General features: G+C 28.3%; 17 protein-coding genes. 15 read left to right on the top strand and 2 right to left on the bottom strand.

The features are described from left to right. Positions 1-592: 592 nt before the first annotated feature. The 9 genes from RSD37_RS15780 to RSD37_RS15740 all read left to right on the top strand — a co-directional run bounded on the left by RSD37_RS15780 (position 593) and on the right by RSD37_RS15740 (position 8,854). Complete coding sequence (locus RSD37_RS15780) at positions 593-961, top strand: hypothetical protein (protein ID WP_346947683.1); 369 nt, start codon at positions 593-595, stop codon at positions 959-961. Positions 962-1,835: 874 nt separating this feature from the next. Continuing rightward, positions 1,836-2,291, top strand: a complete 456-nt coding sequence (locus RSD37_RS15775; RefSeq protein WP_346947682.1) for a hypothetical protein — start codon at positions 1,836-1,838, stop codon at positions 2,289-2,291. Positions 2,292-2,318: 27 nt separating this feature from the next. Next, entirely contained in the window at positions 2,319-2,876 is a 558-nt protein-coding gene (locus RSD37_RS15770) for a hypothetical protein (RefSeq protein ID WP_346947681.1), read from the top strand. Between the two features lie 249 nt (positions 2,877-3,125). Further along, the gene (locus tag RSD37_RS15765) at positions 3,126-3,989 is read left to right on the top strand and encodes a recombinase family protein (RefSeq protein WP_346947680.1); all 864 of its coding nucleotides are present in this window, start codon (positions 3,126-3,128) and stop codon (positions 3,987-3,989) included. A gap of 427 nt (positions 3,990-4,416) precedes the next feature. Beyond that, positions 4,417-4,641, top strand: a complete 225-nt coding sequence (locus RSD37_RS15760) for a CHC2 zinc finger domain-containing protein (RefSeq protein WP_346947692.1) — start codon at positions 4,417-4,419, stop codon at positions 4,639-4,641. Position 4,642: 1 nt separating this feature from the next. Continuing rightward, a complete protein-coding gene (locus tag RSD37_RS15755) occupies positions 4,643-5,095 on the top strand; it encodes a JAB domain-containing protein (RefSeq protein ID WP_346947691.1) in 453 nt (150 codons plus the stop codon). A gap of 577 nt (positions 5,096-5,672) precedes the next feature. Beyond that, a complete protein-coding gene (locus RSD37_RS15750) occupies positions 5,673-6,020 on the top strand; it encodes a hypothetical protein (protein WP_346947690.1) in 348 nt (115 codons plus the stop codon). Positions 6,021-6,235: 215 nt separating this feature from the next. Next, a complete protein-coding gene (locus RSD37_RS15745) occupies positions 6,236-7,462 on the top strand; it encodes a DNA-binding response regulator (RefSeq protein WP_346947689.1) in 1,227 nt (408 codons plus the stop codon). Positions 7,463-7,639: 177 nt separating this feature from the next. Next, positions 7,640-8,854 (top strand): DNA cytosine methyltransferase, encoded by a 1,215-nt coding sequence (locus RSD37_RS15740; protein WP_346947688.1) that lies wholly within the window; start codon positions 7,640-7,642, stop codon positions 8,852-8,854. Positions 8,855-8,862: 8 nt separating this feature from the next. Here RSD37_RS15740 and RSD37_RS15735 read toward each other — a convergent pair whose 3' ends face one another. Beyond that, a complete protein-coding gene (locus RSD37_RS15735; protein ID WP_346947687.1) occupies positions 8,863-9,336 on the bottom strand; it encodes a hypothetical protein in 474 nt (157 codons plus the stop codon). 14 nt (positions 9,337-9,350) lie between these two features. Continuing rightward, the gene (locus RSD37_RS15730) at positions 9,351-10,304 is read right to left on the bottom strand and encodes a hypothetical protein (RefSeq protein ID WP_346947686.1); all 954 of its coding nucleotides are present in this window, start codon (positions 10,302-10,304) and stop codon (positions 9,351-9,353) included. Positions 10,305-10,434: 130 nt separating this feature from the next. On the opposite strand from RSD37_RS15730, the gene RSD37_RS15725 reads away from it, so the two are divergent. From RSD37_RS15725 to RSD37_RS15700, 6 genes are all read left to right on the top strand, one after another. Then, positions 10,435-10,995, top strand: coding sequence for a hypothetical protein (locus tag RSD37_RS15725; protein WP_346947685.1), 561 nt, complete (start codon positions 10,435-10,437; stop codon positions 10,993-10,995). Between the two features lie 42 nt (positions 10,996-11,037). Then, complete coding sequence (locus RSD37_RS15720; protein ID WP_346947684.1) at positions 11,038-11,997, top strand: hypothetical protein; 960 nt, start codon at positions 11,038-11,040, stop codon at positions 11,995-11,997. Positions 11,998-12,758: 761 nt separating this feature from the next. Continuing rightward, complete coding sequence (locus tag RSD37_RS15715) at positions 12,759-13,127, top strand: hypothetical protein (RefSeq protein WP_346947683.1); 369 nt, start codon at positions 12,759-12,761, stop codon at positions 13,125-13,127. An 874-nt stretch (positions 13,128-14,001) separates the two neighbouring features. After that, positions 14,002-14,457 (top strand): hypothetical protein, encoded by a 456-nt coding sequence (locus RSD37_RS15710; protein WP_346947682.1) that lies wholly within the window; start codon positions 14,002-14,004, stop codon positions 14,455-14,457. A 27-nt stretch (positions 14,458-14,484) separates the two neighbouring features. Next, positions 14,485-15,042: a hypothetical protein gene (locus RSD37_RS15705; RefSeq protein WP_346947681.1), complete on the top strand. Its 558-nt coding sequence runs from the start codon at positions 14,485-14,487 to the stop codon at positions 15,040-15,042. Between the two features lie 249 nt (positions 15,043-15,291). Then, complete coding sequence (locus RSD37_RS15700; protein ID WP_346947680.1) at positions 15,292-16,155, top strand: recombinase family protein; 864 nt, start codon at positions 15,292-15,294, stop codon at positions 16,153-16,155. Positions 16,156-16,315: the final 160 nt, after the last annotated feature.

Here is a 16,315-nt window from a genome sequence, read left to right as displayed (position 1 = left end):
ATATGTGTAGAATTATTTTGCAATATTTCAAAATCTAATTTGTTGTAGTTTTGAAGTGTAAAATAGGCAGATTTCTATACTTTTTAAAAATCCTAATTTTTGAAACTAAGCTTTAGTTATTGCAACGGTTATAAAATTGATACTTCCACTTTTTACACATATCTCGGTCTGTAGCCAATACACTAAAAAGTGACATATTGAGGAAATTTCCTCAATATGTTAAGAATCCATTTAGGATGAATTATGTTTTTCTAGATGAATTCTTAACATTTCCGAAAAATCACCGAATATAAGTAATACAAATTAGTATACGTGTATTTTACACTAAAGTTACTTAATAAAAAGTTATGTAAAAATATGATAAATAAAGCCAAGATAGTTTATATTGCTAAAAAGTATATATATAATATATACCAGCTAGAGTAAACAATTCTGCACTTGATTAAGATATATATGTCATAAGGTTATATACACACTTGTATATAACCTTCCATAGGGATGAAAGGATATGTAGATATATTTAGACATTGTAATCACAGTAGGTAATAAATTTTAAAGCATATGCATACCTTATTTTTAAGGAGGTGTACATATGGAAAAAAAATATATAGGTAGCTATATTGATATGGATGCATTACCAGAAACACCAAAGTATATTTTAGATAGTATGAATTATGCATATAACAATGATACATTTGGAATATCAGATTTATTAGATGACTTAGATGAAACACCTGAAGTTTCATTAGAAGAAGTATTAAAGCATTGGGGGATTATAACTCCTGAAAATTTAAATAATAACGATACAGATGAAATGGTATTACCATCACCACCAAATAAACCAGTAGTGGAAGATTTGTCAAAGAGTGAAGTGATAACAGAAGAGATGCTGGAACTAGAAGTATATGATATCGCAGCATTTGCAGATAGTTACTTACTAGATATTTATGATGGAGGGTAATTGTAAGCGAGATAGTTAATCTCGCTTATTTTTTATGTAATAGTATATGGTTAAGGTTTTTTAGCACATAATAAACAAAGTATAATGTGTATAAATCCAAATCCAAGTAGCATATAAGTAATTGTAAAATTAATTGGTCGAAGAGAAATTATGTGGTTAAATTCTAATACTAGTAAAATAGATGAAATTGAACAAGATATAACGCCAGGGGAAAATATATCAAAATGCTTATGAATTAAAGGCTGTATAGGAGGATTTATATCAATAATACTAAATTGATATAAATCATATTCAGCAAATTCTAATAATAAATAATACGTTAAAATAAAAAATAAAAATATATTTATAATTTCTGCAATTTCAAATTGGCCTATAAAATTACGTAAAGATATAAGAAATATATAAATTAATAGGAATGAAAAGCAACAATACCCCGAGTGAATGGGAATAGAATTCTTATAGCATAGAGATAAAATTCTATTACTACTAGTTCGCTGATTGTATCTTTCATATTCAAAGTAAAAATAATTAGAAATCAGAAATGTAAAAAAAGTTGCTGTAAGTAATGTACTTATCAATTTGTAATAACCCCCTTTAGAGTAAGAGTATTAGATAGTATATCATTATTCTAAATGATTCTGAAATATGTATAATACATAGGAATAGAATAAGTTCTAGCGTTTGAAATATCTATATTATTGCTTTACTTGTAAAAAATTTCAAGTGAAACTTATAAGGACAATTAATTGTAAGTAATGTGGTGAATTTTACTTGTTTATGTAAGATATAATCAATCAAATAATTGTCTTCTACCTGCACTTTAGGAGATACGTGTATTATAAGTTAACAAGTATAAACAAGGAAGGACATTAAGATGAGACAACAACAAAAAAGAGAAATTGTAGATGTAGCACGAAAAAACATAAGAATGGTAGATACAATTAAAGTAAAAGAACTTCTTAGTGAATTAAATTATGAAGATAATGAAGAATTAGAGACTATATATAGTGAGTGGATAGAAGAGGAATTATCAGAACTGTTAATGTATTCAGAAGAGACTATTATAGAATTAAAAGATGTAGAGGATGCAAAAGATTTTCTATCAAATATCAACCACTTGTGCGAAGAAATAAAATCCCCAAATGTAGAGGATATTAGAGCTGTGATAGATAACTTACCTCAGTATCTATATGATCTAATAGAGACCTTTGCCAATAGTAGTACTTCTAATACATCTAAAAAATATAAAGCAATGAATGTATTAAATTATTATAAGGAGCATCCAACCATAACAAATGAAGTGGATAAAACCTTAATTAGATATATATAAAAAAAGGACATCAGAAGGAGATACTATATGACAAAGATAGAGAAGAGAATAGCTAAATTTAACGCATCAATGAATGAGATATTAAGGTTGATAAGTGAAGAATATGATATAGAAAAAATTAATAAATATAAGATGAAATATATTCAGCTAAGAAATAATTACAAAGCTTATTTGGGAGTTTATGATTTAAATACTAGTAAGCACTTTATAGAGTTTAAATCGTTAAGTGATACTATAGAGAACATAATAAATGAAAGAATTAAACAAGTACAGGTAGTCCCATACGATGTTGAAGTTAATGACATAAGGGAATCATTCAAGTGTTTAAATGAGATAGATGTATTCTTTGAGGAAATCCATGGTTTGAGAGAGAAAGAATTAAAGCAGGTTGTTAGAATGTTTGAAGAAAAGAGGATTAAGATTGAAAGTACTTTCAAAGAGAATAAAGCATCTATAGAGGCTATAAGAAGTAAGTACCCTAAAAGTCATATAAGTTCAAAAACCATAGATAGATATGATGATAGATCTAAAAGGTTGCAAACATTATATAATATTTCAATGGATGTAGTAGACATGCTATTGTAAGTTAAATATAGAAAAGATTATATAATGTTTGGATACTTGAAAGTAAAAGAACGATTAAAAGTGTACAAAATAGTTCTAGATGTTTATAGTCTGTAGGACTCTACATAATAGAGGTAGGGTTTTACTAAAACTTTTGAATGGTGTCGCAACTTAAGAGTATTGACACCTTAAATAGTATATAGTATTATCAGTACACACGAAGGTGTCATAACTAAGTGTCGTAATGTGTTTTAAGGTTAGGAGTTTTATATGAAAAGTGAATTTGTACAACAGATTTTAAATAACCATAATATACAGACTACCTCTAAGAAATCATACTTTAATGGAGATATAGAAGTTACAGTTAAGCAAGAAAAAGAGGAGATAACATTATGGGCATTTAATCATAAAAATCAAAGATTCTTGAATCTATTAGCGAAAAAGTATAGTACCCTGATAGATGGGTTTAAACATATATCTAGTGATATGAAACTAAAGGAACATTATATCTACTTTACTTTATTAACTGATTCGAACGATGAACAAGAAGTATCATACAAAGTCTTAGGATATGCTAGAGTTTCCACAAAGAGCCAAGAAGACAATACAAGTCTAGAGAGTCAGATTAAGACACTTAAAGCTAATGGGTGTACAGAGGTATTTAGTGAAGTGTGTTCAGGAGCAACTATGGATAGACCTAAGTTTATAGAGTTAGAAAGTAAACTACTAAAAGGGGATACCCTTGTAGTCACAAGATTGGATAGATTTACAAGAAGTACTGAAAAGGGTATATCCAAGATTAAAAATCTAGCTGAACGAGGTATTAAGGTAAATATATTAAATATGGGAATTGTAGACATATCAACTGCTATGGGAAAAATGATGTTTACTATTATGAGTGCATTTGCTGAATATGAAAAAGACTGTATAGTTGAAAGAATGAAAGATGGAAAAGAGATTGCAAAACAAGATTTAAATTTTAAAGAAGGCAGACCCAAAAAGTTTAAAAATGGACAAGTTGAACATGCACTAAAGTTATTAGATACTCACACATATAAACAAGTGGAAGAACTAACAGGTATGAGTAAGTCAACGTTAATAAGAGCAAAAAGAAAATTACAAATTATAAAGTAGTAGGGTATCAGTAAAGGCGATGCTCTATTTTTATGTACATTTTAGATATAGGGGTAGAATCCTATTTATGCGGATTTACAATGTTAAGCAAAAATAAATAATCCAAGTTCTAAAAAGTGTACTTATATGAACTTGGATTATTTTAATATGAAGTATAGCCGAATCAACATGTTCAACTACAATAATACTAATTATTTAGTTCATAAATTAATCTGTATATTGTTGAACTATTTGAAGATAGAGTAATTTTTCAAGAAAAACTCAGAAATTGCTCAATGCATTGCAAATACTTGATAAAATCGCCTTAGCGTTGTAAATCCGCATTTTTAGGACGCTCCTCCATATATAGCTAGAGTAATTTAACCTTCATTAATTCACTTGCTGAGATTATATATAAGTGAAGTAAATAAAATTAGGAGGTTTTGATATGAGTAATTTAATAGATAAGTATAAAGTTTTATTTGACAATAATGATGTAGATTATACAGAAAGTGATTCAAATCTATATGTACATTGTCCATTCCATAATGATAAAAGAGCATCATTAGTAGTGAATAAAGAAAATGGATGGTACAATTGTTTCTCAACTAATTGTAACTTGCGAGGAGGTACATATTATACATTGGAAGAAAAGATGAAAGAATTGGGTTAGTATGAGTATATTTACGAAATATAAAGTAGAACTAATAAAAGAAAAAAGTTCTAGATACTCTATAGACAGGAAAATAAAGGGTCCAGAGGATGTATTTAAGATTGCAAAGGAAGTTCTAGAGATACACAAAGAGCCAGAAGAAGTATTATATGTTCTAGCATTAGATATTAAAAGTAATGTAATTGGTATTCATGAAGTTTCAAGAGGAAGTGTAAGTACATCGATAGTACATCCAAGAGAGATTATGAAAAGGCTGATACTTAATAATGCAGCTAAGTTTATTTTGATACATAATCATCCTAGTAATGAAGTAGAACCATCTAATGAAGATAAGAACGTTACAGATAGGTTAAAGGATGTTGGTCAGATAATAGGGATAGAATTAGTAGACCATGTAATAATCGGGGATGCATACTATTCATTTAAAGAAAATAATTATGATGCAATACATTAGTCTTGATAGTGAATTCTAGAGCTTATATTCTAGAGTTTACCAATGACGGGGGAAGACGACATACGTGTTATTTTCGGCCACTTGATAAAATCGTAAATTATATGAGTGCTTATGATTACTAGTTATGACCATACTTAAAGTATTGCAAATACTAGCATATAATTACATAATCAAATCTTAGAAGTTATGATTATGATAACTCTGATTTAACTATAAAATCTATAGATTTTGTGAGAACAAAAAAATCGCTGTATTCAAGCTATATCAAGGTATTCAAATTTAAGTGGCCGATTTTTAGACGTATGTCGTCCTCCCCCGTTATAAGGGAATTACTATTATTGAACATAAACAAGAGGTTCCTGCATACAGATGTGTATTGTATTTTTCAGAGGTAGAGGTTAAAAAAGAATTAAAAGTATATGTAGAAATTTCAACAGAGTATGCAACTATGATGTTGGCAGAGGAGAGATGAAATTATGTACTGTTTAAATTGGAATGGATATTGTTGTGGTTACCATGGAACAAGTTATTGCTTAGGTGATTGCTGTAATGATTATGATAATGATGAGGGTTATTAATGTTACACAGAGAACAATTATTTGAATCTGATGAAAAAAATAGATTAGGAACCATGCGTGTAGACTGGTATGATGGAAAGCTGAGTAACCAATGGAATCCGACAAAACTATTAATAGAATTAAATAATTCTAGAGATATAGACTTAAAGAAATTACAAGAAGAATTAAATTATTTACAGTTTGAATTACTGTATTCATTCGATAAAGTTTTAGAGATAACAGATGGTAATGGATATGATAAAGAGAAAAATATGTATTATATTGGTGTTGAATATAATTATGGTATTAGATTAATACCTATTTTAGATGCATATAGTTATATTTATGTGTATCGAAAAATGGAATAGTTTGATTATAGAGGTCGTTATATGTTAGAATATAAAAAAAGCCAGGGAATTGTTTTGGCAGACACCCCTGACTTTTTAACATATAATACACTCTAGAAATCTAGAGTTGATTACTATTTAATTAATTACAATAATAGCATATTACAGTATTATTGTCTATAGTAATCCTCCAGATAGGTGTATTTTAAAATACAAAATAACTGGGGGATATTTTAATGCATGCAAAGAATTTAGAGGTTTTAGAACTTGATATATATAAAATAAAAGAACATATAAATGTGCTCCATGGGTCTAGCAAAGGGTATATAACTATTGCTAGCAAGAATGGAAACTACAAACAATGGCATTATAAAGAAAATGAAATAACGGGAAATGAAGAGGATATAATAGAAGTTATAAATAGTTATATAAGCCAGAATACCTTTTATAAGCCACAAAGAAGAATTGAGAATATCAAAGAGCTTAGGGCATTGTATATAGATATTGATATTTACAATACCAACTATACAAAAGAAGGGGTTATATACTTTCTAGAGAATGATATGTATGGAAAGATACCAAGACCTAATTTTATTATAGATAGTGGAAGAGGATTATATTATGTATTACTGATTGAAGCAGTCCCAAGTATGGCACTACCTTTATGGTACAGTATACAAAGATATTTATATGAGAATCTAAAGGAATTTGGAGCAGATGCAAAGGCATTAGATCCTACTAGAATATTAAGGATACCTGGTTCTATAAATTCAAAGAGTAACTCTAGAGTAGAGGTTTTAGAGTACTATGATTATAGATATACTTTGAGAGAGATTCAAGAAAATTATTTACCTGACCTTAAAGAGAAAAGGGAAAAGAAAAAAGGTAGACCCAAGAAAGTAGTTAGTTTGTACAATGAATATAGTTTGTATCATGCTAGGATCTTAGATATAGCAAAAATATGTGAGATGCGACACTTTGATCTAAAGGGTCACAGAGAGCTGATACTTTTCCTGTATAGGTATTATTCATGTAGTTTTACTCATGATGAGTCAGAGGCTTTAAATAAGGTTTTAGAGTTGAATCAAATGTTTAAAGAACCATTATCCAAACGAGAAGTTGAAAGGGATACTAAGAGTGCAGAGAGATACTATATTGAAAAGAAGTATAGGTATACTAATGCACGTTTGATAGAGCTATTAGAAATAACAGAAGCAGAGCAAATTAATTTAGTAAGTATAATTAGTACAAGAGAGAAATATAGACGAAACAATGAAAGAAGAACTCCACGGAATAAAAATGGAAATACAAATAAACAACAAGAGTTATTGGATAAAAAAAATGAGGTCTTAATATTAAGAAATAAAGGATACAGCTTAAGAGATATAGCTAAGAGTTTAGATATATCATTAGGAAAAGTACAAAGATTACTTAAAAGTAGGTGTATCGAAAAATGCTCTTAGTATTGTGGGGGTGAAACCTGTTTCTTTATTCTTTCGGGTTTTTCGAGGGTTTAATGTTTTGGTCTTAGATCTTTTATTTCTTGTAGTAGAAGATCTAAGTTACTTTGATAGCTTGACATTTATAATATCTATTTGATATCTTTAAGTGATAAATGACGTATATAAAGGAGATATTTTATGACAATACTTGATAAATGGGATAAAAGTGTTCCGATAGAAGTTAGTTCTTATGTGGAAGTTGATAATATAGAAGTATTAAATGAAAGTAATTTTAAATTAGATACAAATAAACCAGTTATGATAGATTTATTTTCTGGAGCAGGAGGATTTTCAGTTGGATGTGGATGGGTAGGATTTCAAAGTGTACTAGCCAATGATTACTTTGAACCAGCTTTAAAGACATGGTTACATAATCATCCAAATTCTTTGGGAATTTTAGGAGATATTAGACAAATAGATGAAAATTTCATAGATAATCTTTTAAAAAAGCATGGAGTTAGAGATATAGATTTGATTACAGGTGGGGTACCTTGTCAGGGGTTTTCTAGAGCTAATAGGAAGCATGATGATGAAGATGTTAGGAACTACTTATTTTTAGATTATATGAGAATGGTTGGGAAATTAAACCCTAAGTGTATCATTTTAGAGAATGTATCAGGAATGAAAACTACTGCTAATGGAAAATATGTAGATGAGATATTATCATCTATGAGAGAATTAGGATATAATTCAGATGTTAAATTATTAAATGCTGCAGACTTTGGAGTACCTCAAGTAAGACAGAGATTAATATTTGTAGGTATTAGGAGTGATTTAAATGTATCTAAATTTGAATATCCAAAACCTCAATATATATCAGAGAAAGATAATAATAGTTTAATATCTAATGATATGGAGATATACAGGACTGTTAAGGATGCTATATCAGACCTGCCTGCATTAGAAAGTCATGAAAAATCTGATGAATATGTTATAAATCCAGAAAATGAATATCAAAAATTAATGAGAGGTCTAGATAATAGATTGGAAAATAGACCTTGCTATATACTTAGTAATCATGTAGCACCTAAACATGATGCAGCAACAATTGAAAGGATAAAGAATACTGAACCTGGTAAGCCGATGTATGATAGGTTCAAACAACGAATAAGATTATCGTACTCAAATCCAAGCCCTACTCAGTTAGCAGGAGGGATAAGACCGCAGTTTCAGTTTGGACACCCTACTCAAAATAGAGGATTAACAATTAGAGAAAGAGCGAGAATTCAAAGTTTTCCTGATAGTTATGTGTTTTGTGGAGGAACAGTCCAAGAAAGAGTTCAAACAGGAAATGCTGTTCCACCATTATTAGTTTATAATATAGCAAAAGAGTTAATTAAAATAATAGGATAAGCATAAGCTTATCCTATAGTTATATTTGAATTTGCAACACCTTTTAGCCAATTAGTAACTTGAACATAATATAAATCATTATCTGTAATTTCAGAACTATAAGCAAGAACTCCATATGTATTAGATTTAAAATCATCAAATGATAAATTAATATTATTTCTAGAGAATATACCACGTTGGATTAATTCTAAATATAGAGAGTTTAAACGCTGCTCTGAATGTAGTATAAGTTTTAATTTCAGATAGTCATTCTCATCATAAGTTGGTTTGCACTCTACAATAAAAAAGCTATTATTTCTGTAAGCAATTAAATCAGGCTTATAAGAGTGTTTACTACCTTTTTCATTCATTGAGGAATCTTTAATTTCAACAACTGGAAAGTGGTCAACACCTCTAGGAGGTTGACCACCGAGTATAATAAAACTATTACTTCTAAAGTATTTCTTCGTTCCTGAGTAAATATGTTCTTCGCTTAAAATCATAGGATATATACCTCTTATAATATATTGTAATGAATATCGTTATTTTTAAATAGTAGAGCAGATGCAGTAATGTACCAGTTACTACTTTTAGTATTTGAATTATTTGGATTTTTACTAAACCATAAGTCCTCATCTAATGAAGGGAAGTAAAGAACCAAGTTATTGTGCTTGTCAGAAGTAAGTTCACCATTTCTACAAACCATATAATCATAGATAAGTTGAGTACCAGTATAAGGATCTTGACGTTTACAAGATCCAGGTGACATATTTATCTTATAAACATATGTATAGGATTTAGATCTAAATTTATCAGGAACATTTGTTAGTGAAAAAATAGAGATAAATTCATCTGTATTATATTTAACTACAGATGCGGGCATTTCACCGTAAGCTGGATATTGATTTAACCTATGTATATACTCATTCTGCATGATGTTAAGTTGCTTATTAACTTCTGGACAATTGTAGTTAAAATCAGACTGAATAAAATCATGTATAATTTCAATAAGTCTAATATTTTCAGAACCATCGTATATTAATTCTCCGTTATCATCACTTATCCAATCAACTACAAGTAATGGAACATTGTGTATGTTTTGTATCTTGAAACACGCATCTAGTAAACGGATATTTAGATTACATATACTAGTGTTAGCTCCATGCTTTCTAGCATCAAATGGGAAATAGTAGATAGTTAAAACACCTTCTTCTATACCTTTAACTAGTCTAGCAAAACGTTGACCAACGTTATGACCAGTTGGAACCTCGCTAGTCTTCTCAAGAACCAGAACTGGTATATTATTGTGAAGTAATATTATATCTGGTTTATCGTACTGTAATAATTTCTCTATAGCTTCTGGATTCTTACCTTTATTTAGTATTAGGCAAAACTCAGCATCTTCAAATATAGGGTTTAGTTCTATGAACCACTCTAATTCTGTTAAACTGTCATAAAAAATAGTTAACATAAGTATTCTCCTTTATAAAATAGGTTGTATTACATAGATTATAACACAGACTTATTATTTAGAAAAATCACTTAATCATACTACATTTATAACTAATTTGTAGTACAATATTTTAGAGGTGATTATTACTATGAATAAGAATGAATTCATAAAGTTATCTATTATGGAGAAGGTAAATTATATTAATAACCAATTAGAACAAGGTCAAACAGTTATAAGAATAAGAGAAGACCTTGGATTAGGGGAGAAAACATTACAAAAAGAAATGAAGGTTAATGGATATAAGTATTTTGCAAAAACTCGAAAATACGAAATGGTTACAGATGTAGTAATCAATGAGAGTTACAAAAGTAATGATATCGTAGTTGAATCGGAAAACTACAAAAGTAATGATATCGTAGTTAATAAAGGCGAATATATAAGATTAAAGACAGTTCTAGATGTTCAAGAAAGTATAAATGCTAAGATGGAAGAGATGTATCAATGGTATGAATTGCAAAGGAATGTAATTGAAATAGATAAGAATGAATTAAAAATAGAGCCTAATAAGGGGAATGCTGTTAGTAGATCGTTTAAGGTATACGAAGATGTTATAGAAAAATTTAGTAATTTCAGCAGGAACAACAATAATTATAAAGTACAAGACCTAATCTCAAAGGCTTTAGATGAATTTGTAGATAAATATAGTTAAGAATAAATCACCTGGTATAATAATATATGAGGTGATTTTGTTATGGTAAAAAATAAAAAACTAGATAATGATTATCTAGATTATATGAGTAAAGAAAATCAAGAGATTTTAAGACAAGTGTACAATGAAATGCAAGAAGATAGTATGTATTATGAAGAAATTGATGAGGGAGTAGAAGTTAGTAAAGAAAATCAAGAGATTTTAAGACAAGTGTACAATGAGATACAAGAAGAAAGTATGCATTATGAAGAAGAACTTGATGAACCAGTACAAGTAAAGGATGAGAAATTGTATAAAAAAGTTAAATTAGTATATGATGAGGATATAAAACTTGAAAATATAGTTAAGTATTATAATCAACAATTTAAAGATATTGGATATGAAGAATTGGCAGTTAAAATAAGGGCTGATAAAAAATATAAAAAGTTAAATAATAAGAGAAAGTTAATATCTTCTATAAGGTCAGTAAGAAATACATCGAGATTATGTGGATTCAAAGTTAAGATAGACGTAATGGAAGTATTTTTAGAATGCTTGAAAGAACCTGTAAGCGAAGAAAACTTTTATATAATAAATGACCTAAGAGAGAATATAAATCATGAAATAAATGAAATTGAACCCTTAAATTTTTCAGCAAGTGAAGTAAGTAGCCAATATTTAGATTACTTATGTGAGTTGGAGGATTTATTAGATAGATTAATTGACCTAGAAGAATATAGAACCAATTATGAATTGGTTCTAGAACTATACGATATGATAGATACTAATTTTGATAGAGATATAAATAAAAAATACCCTAAAAAATTAAACAAGAATGAACTAATATTAAGAAAAAGATATAAATCAAAAGGAAGAACGGATTCTAAAGAATTTATTATAGCAAAGATAAATGAACTTCGAGAAATAAATAAAGATATTAGAAATAAAGATATAGCTAAAATTTTAAATAAATCTCAAGGTTACATAAGTAAATTAGATAAGATAATTAAAACTAGAGATTAATACGGCAGGACACCGAGATACGTGTAAAAAACGGAAGTATCTTTTATGGAAGTGTTGGTATAACTATGGTTCAGTATTAAAAAATAGTATTCTAAATAAAGTTACTTTAAGTTTTGCAATTAACTTGCTATAAAACACAGTAATTTCAAAACTTTATCTAGTTATTTCAATATGTGTAGAATTATTTTGCAATATTTCAAAATCTAATTTGTTGTAGTTTTGAAGTGTAAAATAGGCAGATTTCTATACTTTTTAAAAATCCTAATTTTTGAAACTAAGCTTTAGTTATTGCAACGGTTATAAAATTGATACTTCCACTTTTTACACATATCTCGGTCTGTAGCCAATACACTAAAAAGTGACATATTGAGGAAATTTCCTCAATATGTTAAGAATCCATTTAGGATGAATTATGTTTTTCTAGATGAATTCTTAACATTTCCGAAAAATCACCGAATATAAGTAATACAAATTAGTATACGTGTATTTTACACTAAAGTTACTTAATAAAAAGTTATGTAAAAATATGATAAATAAAGCCAAGATAGTTTATATTGCTAAAAAGTATATATATAATATATACCAGCTAGAGTAAACAATTCTGCACTTGATTAAGATATATATGTCATAAGGTTATATACACACTTGTATATAACCTTCCATAGGGATGAAAGGATATGTAGATATATTTAGACATTGTAATCACAGTAGGTAATAAATTTTAAAGCATATGCATACCTTATTTTTAAGGAGGTGTACATATGGAAAAAAAATATATAGGTAGCTATATTGATATGGATGCATTACCAGAAACACCAAAGTATATTTTAGATAGTATGAATTATGCATATAACAATGATACATTTGGAATATCAGATTTATTAGATGACTTAGATGAAACACCTGAAGTTTCATTAGAAGAAGTATTAAAGCATTGGGGGATTATAACTCCTGAAAATTTAAATAATAACGATACAGATGAAATGGTATTACCATCACCACCAAATAAACCAGTAGTGGAAGATTTGTCAAAGAGTGAAGTGATAACAGAAGAGATGCTGGAACTAGAAGTATATGATATCGCAGCATTTGCAGATAGTTACTTACTAGATATTTATGATGGAGGGTAATTGTAAGCGAGATAGTTAATCTCGCTTATTTTTTATGTAATAGTATATGGTTAAGGTTTTTTAGCACATAATAAACAAAGTATAATGTGTATAAATCCAAATCCAAGTAGCATATAAGTAATTGTAAAATTAATTGGTCGAAGAGAAATTATGTGGTTAAATTCTAATACTAGTAAAATAGATGAAATTGAACAAGATATAACGCCAGGGGAAAATATATCAAAATGCTTATGAATTAAAGGCTGTATAGGAGGATTTATATCAATAATACTAAATTGATATAAATCATATTCAGCAAATTCTAATAATAAATAATACGTTAAAATAAAAAATAAAAATATATTTATAATTTCTGCAATTTCAAATTGGCCTATAAAATTACGTAAAGATATAAGAAATATATAAATTAATAGGAATGAAAAGCAACAATACCCCGAGTGAATGGGAATAGAATTCTTATAGCATAGAGATAAAATTCTATTACTACTAGTTCGCTGATTGTATCTTTCATATTCAAAGTAAAAATAATTAGAAATCAGAAATGTAAAAAAAGTTGCTGTAAGTAATGTACTTATCAATTTGTAATAACCCCCTTTAGAGTAAGAGTATTAGATAGTATATCATTATTCTAAATGATTCTGAAATATGTATAATACATAGGAATAGAATAAGTTCTAGCGTTTGAAATATCTATATTATTGCTTTACTTGTAAAAAATTTCAAGTGAAACTTATAAGGACAATTAATTGTAAGTAATGTGGTGAATTTTACTTGTTTATGTAAGATATAATCAATCAAATAATTGTCTTCTACCTGCACTTTAGGAGATACGTGTATTATAAGTTAACAAGTATAAACAAGGAAGGACATTAAGATGAGACAACAACAAAAAAGAGAAATTGTAGATGTAGCACGAAAAAACATAAGAATGGTAGATACAATTAAAGTAAAAGAACTTCTTAGTGAATTAAATTATGAAGATAATGAAGAATTAGAGACTATATATAGTGAGTGGATAGAAGAGGAATTATCAGAACTGTTAATGTATTCAGAAGAGACTATTATAGAATTAAAAGATGTAGAGGATGCAAAAGATTTTCTATCAAATATCAACCACTTGTGCGAAGAAATAAAATCCCCAAATGTAGAGGATATTAGAGCTGTGATAGATAACTTACCTCAGTATCTATATGATCTAATAGAGACCTTTGCCAATAGTAGTACTTCTAATACATCTAAAAAATATAAAGCAATGAATGTATTAAATTATTATAAGGAGCATCCAACCATAACAAATGAAGTGGATAAAACCTTAATTAGATATATATAAAAAAAGGACATCAGAAGGAGATACTATATGACAAAGATAGAGAAGAGAATAGCTAAATTTAACGCATCAATGAATGAGATATTAAGGTTGATAAGTGAAGAATATGATATAGAAAAAATTAATAAATATAAGATGAAATATATTCAGCTAAGAAATAATTACAAAGCTTATTTGGGAGTTTATGATTTAAATACTAGTAAGCACTTTATAGAGTTTAAATCGTTAAGTGATACTATAGAGAACATAATAAATGAAAGAATTAAACAAGTACAGGTAGTCCCATACGATGTTGAAGTTAATGACATAAGGGAATCATTCAAGTGTTTAAATGAGATAGATGTATTCTTTGAGGAAATCCATGGTTTGAGAGAGAAAGAATTAAAGCAGGTTGTTAGAATGTTTGAAGAAAAGAGGATTAAGATTGAAAGTACTTTCAAAGAGAATAAAGCATCTATAGAGGCTATAAGAAGTAAGTACCCTAAAAGTCATATAAGTTCAAAAACCATAGATAGATATGATGATAGATCTAAAAGGTTGCAAACATTATATAATATTTCAATGGATGTAGTAGACATGCTATTGTAAGTTAAATATAGAAAAGATTATATAATGTTTGGATACTTGAAAGTAAAAGAACGATTAAAAGTGTACAAAATAGTTCTAGATGTTTATAGTCTGTAGGACTCTACATAATAGAGGTAGGGTTTTACTAAAACTTTTGAATGGTGTCGCAACTTAAGAGTATTGACACCTTAAATAGTATATAGTATTATCAGTACACACGAAGGTGTCATAACTAAGTGTCGTAATGTGTTTTAAGGTTAGGAGTTTTATATGAAAAGTGAATTTGTACAACAGATTTTAAATAACCATAATATACAGACTACCTCTAAGAAATCATACTTTAATGGAGATATAGAAGTTACAGTTAAGCAAGAAAAAGAGGAGATAACATTATGGGCATTTAATCATAAAAATCAAAGATTCTTGAATCTATTAGCGAAAAAGTATAGTACCCTGATAGATGGGTTTAAACATATATCTAGTGATATGAAACTAAAGGAACATTATATCTACTTTACTTTATTAACTGATTCGAACGATGAACAAGAAGTATCATACAAAGTCTTAGGATATGCTAGAGTTTCCACAAAGAGCCAAGAAGACAATACAAGTCTAGAGAGTCAGATTAAGACACTTAAAGCTAATGGGTGTACAGAGGTATTTAGTGAAGTGTGTTCAGGAGCAACTATGGATAGACCTAAGTTTATAGAGTTAGAAAGTAAACTACTAAAAGGGGATACCCTTGTAGTCACAAGATTGGATAGATTTACAAGAAGTACTGAAAAGGGTATATCCAAGATTAAAAATCTAGCTGAACGAGGTATTAAGGTAAATATATTAAATATGGGAATTGTAGACATATCAACTGCTATGGGAAAAATGATGTTTACTATTATGAGTGCATTTGCTGAATATGAAAAAGACTGTATAGTTGAAAGAATGAAAGATGGAAAAGAGATTGCAAAACAAGATTTAAATTTTAAAGAAGGCAGACCCAAAAAGTTTAAAAATGGACAAGTTGAACATGCACTAAAGTTATTAGATACTCACACATATAAACAAGTGGAAGAACTAACAGGTATGAGTAAGTCAACGTTAATAAGAGCAAAAAGAAAATTACAAATTATAAAGTAGTAGGGTATCAGTAAAGGCGATGCTCTATTTTTATGTACATTTTAGATATAGGGGTAGAATCCTATTTATGCGGATTTACAATGTTAAGCAAAAATAAATAATCCAAGTTCTAAAAAGTGTACTTATATGAACTTGGATTATTTTAATATGAAGTATAGCC

It is taken from the genome of Clostridium sp. (assembly GCF_036646415.1).
Taxonomy (GTDB): domain Bacteria; phylum Bacillota; class Clostridia; order Clostridiales; family Clostridiaceae; genus Clostridium_J.
The sequence above is the reverse complement of the archived record's forward strand: the minus strand, read 5'-3'. Positions and strand labels throughout refer to the sequence as shown.